Here is a 3,483-nt window from a genome sequence, read left to right as displayed (position 1 = left end):
TATCATTGCCATGGTCGGCGCACAAGTTTATCCGGATTATAAAACAGCCTGCGATAAAATGATCTCCTGGGGTAAAACATTTACACCGGGCAAAGATCAGCGCGCTTATCAAGCCGTTACCGGCGATTACCGGCATTACCACGGCAGGCTAAGCAATTTGGAAGGCAAAGACGAGGTCGGCGACCGCAGATAACATAAGCCGGCTATAATAGGTTTGATATGGCCATGGATACTCCCTTGCCTCTTATACCGCCCAGACGTGTCGAAGGTCTCCTTGTCAGGGAGAACGTCGTTGCGACCGTGACCCCTTTTATAGAAAGCGCAACACAACTGCAGGCAGATGAAGAAGCAGTGGCGAAGTTATGCGGCCACATCCTCAAGCTCGGAGAAAACGCGCTTTTCGTCGCCGGAACAACGGGTGAATTCGCGTACATGACGGACAAGCTGAGGATTGAAACCGTAACGGCTTTCGCGCGGGCATCAAAAGGCAGGTTCAGGATAATTGCCAACGCTTCGGGAGATTCTCCGGAGGCCACCCTAAAAAACATCGGGTCCATGGCCGGGTTAAAAGAAGTTTCTGCTATCGTCATTGCCCCCCTGCATTACCTCAGGATGAACGAAGAGATCCCTCAGCACATGGAACAGGTCCTGTCACTGATGGAAGCTATAGAAAAACCGCTTCTCCTGTACAATCTTCCGAAGATACATCTGGACACATCACTGAACATCGATCCTTCCATTGTAAAAGTTTTCAGGAACAGCATTGCCGGACTAAAGGACAGCTCCTGCGACCTTGAATTGCTGGGCGAATACGCAAAGCAGATCGAGACCGGAACGGGAGATGAAGGCAATATCACCGGCGCGCTGCGAAAGGGGGCGGCTTTTTCGGTGAATTCGATAGGTAATATACTTCCCTACCCGCAGAGGATATTCAATTCCTCTAGCATAGTCGAAATGGAAAAGTGGCAGAAAGCCATAAATGATGTCAGATTACCTCTCACGGCTAACCGCCGTTCCGCCACCGCGGCAACCAAATACTGGCTTTCCCTTAAAGGGATTTGCAGCAGCCGTATGGCTGACCGCGGAAAAGAATTGACTCAAGAAGAAAAGATATCCGTTGAAGAAGTGTTTAACCGTTTGAGAAAAGAGACTTAAGACAGGAACAGCCGCAGGGCTTTTTTAGATGTCCTGTCCAATTTAGCCCTGTCATCCGGCCTCCGGCCCGCGACCCACAAGATCTTTTCACTGTCGCAGACTACGGGGATCCGGCCTCTCTCCTCAGGAGGTACTTTCAAGTCGATAAAAAAGTCATGAAGTTTCTTCCGCCCGTTCATTCCCAGCGGTACGAACCAGTCCCCTGCCCTCATGCTCCTCACTGTCAATCTGCCTTTTATCTTTGAAGCGTCAAGGTAAGCTGTATTCCTTCCGGCGCTTTTGTACCGCCTCGGCACTTTCACCAGTTCGGCGCTTATCCTCGTCCCTGATCCCCCGATCTCCAGATATCCCGGTACCCTCAGGCTGTATTTAAAGCTGACAGTCCTTGGCCTTCCGGGCTTCTTCTTTGTTATCAGGATGGTCTCACTGTCCGCGGCCGCGAACAGACCGTTCGGGAGGTGCAAATATCCTCGCTGAAGTGTAAGTATGTTCGATATATGGACCTCTTCAATATTTAATAGATTGCCGTGAAGTTTTTCGATGGCTTCCCTGACCATGAAGCCTCGGAGCCCTTCCGGGAGGAAAAAAAGCTTTTTCCTGCAGATGCCGATACCGCTCCCCGCTCTTTTTAAAAGCTTTCTGCCGAGCTCTTCGATCCTCTTGTTGAGCAGGGCGTAGTCCTTTGAAAAGGACCTGATATAACGGACAACCTTTGTTTTGAGCAGCGGATCCTCTTTCTCGAGCATCGGAATGACAAGATGACGTATCTTGTTGCGGGTAAATTTTGTACTGAGGTTGCTTTTGTCAACGCGGAAAGGCACGCTGTTTTTCGCGCAATACTCAAGGACCTCTTTTTTCCATACATCGATCAGCGGCCTGATGATCTTTCCGCGTACCGGAGGTATGCCGCACAAGCCTTTGAGCCCTGTACCGCGCATCAGGCGCATTACAAAAGTTTCGACATTGTCGTCAGCATTATGGGCAACGGCGATCTTTTTTGCTTTTTTCCTTTTTGCTTCCCGCTCAAAGATCCTGTACCTTACCTGCCTTCCTGCCTCCTCAAGCGAGAGTTTTTTTCTTTTTGCATGCAAAGGGACATCAAAAGACCTTGTGATCAGCGGGACGCCTAGAGTTTTGCAGTATTCCTTTACAAGACGGGAATCCTTATCGGCTTCGCGGCCTCTTATCCTGTGGTTAATATGAAGAGCTGTTAATCTGATTCCCGGGAAACAAGAAAGAAAATGCAGCATCGCCATGGAATCGGGACCGCCTGAAACGGCGGCAAGGACCCTGTCTCCCGGAGAGAGCATCTTGAACGAGCGTATTGTATTTTTAGCTTTTGTTTCCAGCAATTATGCCAGCCCGGCGGATATCGTAGAGATCAAAGGTATATTGACCTTTTTTCCCATCAGAAAAAGAAACGAGCACTTGATAGAGTAAAGCCAGAAAAACATGAAAAACACCGTAACTGACTTATCCAGATAAGGCACATCGGAACCAAGCATTGCCTGGTTCACGCCCAGCCTTAAAAGTATCATTCCGGCAAGGATAAAGATCCAGAGCAGGAAACCCTGAGCAGCGTGAAGAGCCAGGACCCCGTTCCTCCTCCGGTCCGTAAGTATTATGCTGAACGTCGGAAAGAACAGCACGTATCCCGAAGCCGCGATTACCTTTTCCCAAAGTGTGATATGAGGCTCGCGAGGCTCATGCGCATTGTGCCTTTTGATTGGTTTATGCTGTCTTACTTCGGATTTAGGATTTTGGATTTGGGCTTTCATTTTCTTACTGCCGGGGGGCGGAATCGAACCGCCGACCTAGGGCTTATGAGTCCCTCGCTCTAACCAACTGAGCTACCCCGGCATTATGATTATTGTAGGGGGCATCGCATGCGATGACCCTACCATCGTTATTCAAACTTTCTCAATATCAGGCCTGAACACGGCTTTGGATAGAAGAAAGTGGACTTCTGGGGCATCCTTCCGCCCTTATCGGCGATCTCCATGATCTGCGAGACCTTTGTAGGGTTCAGAAGGAACGAGCATTTGTATTTGCCCTTCCTTACACCGGCAATGGCTTCTTTTTCGTCGTGCGTGTAGGAAACGGCGGCATGGTCAATGTTCCCTTTGTATTTTTCAAGGACGTCATCAAGAAGGAGCGAATGGAGGATCGCCACGTCCAGCCCCGCAAGGTCCTCTTTCCCCTTTGCCTTCATTATTTTATCCTTCGCCACGGTATCCCTGAGCTTGAGCATGTATAACTTGCCGTCCTTTTTGTTGCAGAACCCGAAGACATGCCCTACCGCTTTGGTGACTTTTTCAAAAGAATCTA

Annotated in this window: 5 protein-coding genes and 1 tRNA gene; 2 read left to right on the top strand and 4 right to left on the bottom strand. The window is 49.4% G+C overall.

What is annotated here, in order from left to right; all coding sequences use genetic code 11:
• Positions 1–193 (top strand): hypothetical protein (locus WC490_08060; protein ID MFA5098553.1); only part of this gene is annotated, 193 nt, incomplete at its 5' end.
• A gap of 32 nt (positions 194–225) precedes the next feature.
• Positions 226–1,155, top strand: coding sequence for a dihydrodipicolinate synthase family protein (locus tag WC490_08055; protein MFA5098552.1), 930 nt, complete (start codon positions 226–228; stop codon positions 1,153–1,155).
• Here WC490_08055 and tilS read toward each other — a convergent pair.
• The 4 genes from tilS to WC490_08035 form a co-directional block, all read right to left on the bottom strand.
• Positions 1,152–2,507 (bottom strand): tRNA lysidine(34) synthetase TilS, encoded by a 1,356-nt coding sequence (gene tilS, locus WC490_08050; protein MFA5098551.1) that lies wholly within the window; start codon positions 2,505–2,507, stop codon positions 1,152–1,154. The two genes, WC490_08055 and tilS, sit on opposite strands and share 4 nt — an antisense overlap.
• A complete protein-coding gene (locus tag WC490_08045) occupies positions 2,508–2,933 on the bottom strand; it encodes a hypothetical protein (GenBank protein MFA5098550.1) in 426 nt (141 codons plus the stop codon). It abuts the gene before it with no gap.
• An 8-nt stretch (positions 2,934–2,941) separates the two neighbouring features.
• A tRNA-Met gene (locus tag WC490_08040) sits at positions 2,942–3,015 on the bottom strand.
• A 46-nt stretch (positions 3,016–3,061) separates the two neighbouring features.
• A partial coding sequence (locus tag WC490_08035; protein MFA5098549.1) for a hypothetical protein occupies positions 3,062–3,483 on the bottom strand: 422 nt, incomplete at its 5' end.

This window comes from Candidatus Margulisiibacteriota bacterium, assembly GCA_041650635.1.
Lineage (GTDB): Bacteria > Margulisbacteria > WOR-1 > JAKLHX01 > JBAZKV01 > JBAZKV01.
The sequence above is the reverse complement of the archived record's forward strand: the minus strand, read 5'-3'. Positions and strand labels throughout refer to the sequence as shown.

Coding starts and splice junctions, on each gene's coding strand:
- WC490_08055 (MFA5098552.1), top strand. CDS start 226: ATGGATACTCCCTTGCCTCTTATACCGCCCAGACGTGTCGAAGGTCTC.
- WC490_08045 (MFA5098550.1), bottom strand. CDS start 2,933: ATGAAAGCCCAAATCCAAAATCCTAAATCCGAAGTAAGACAGCATAAA.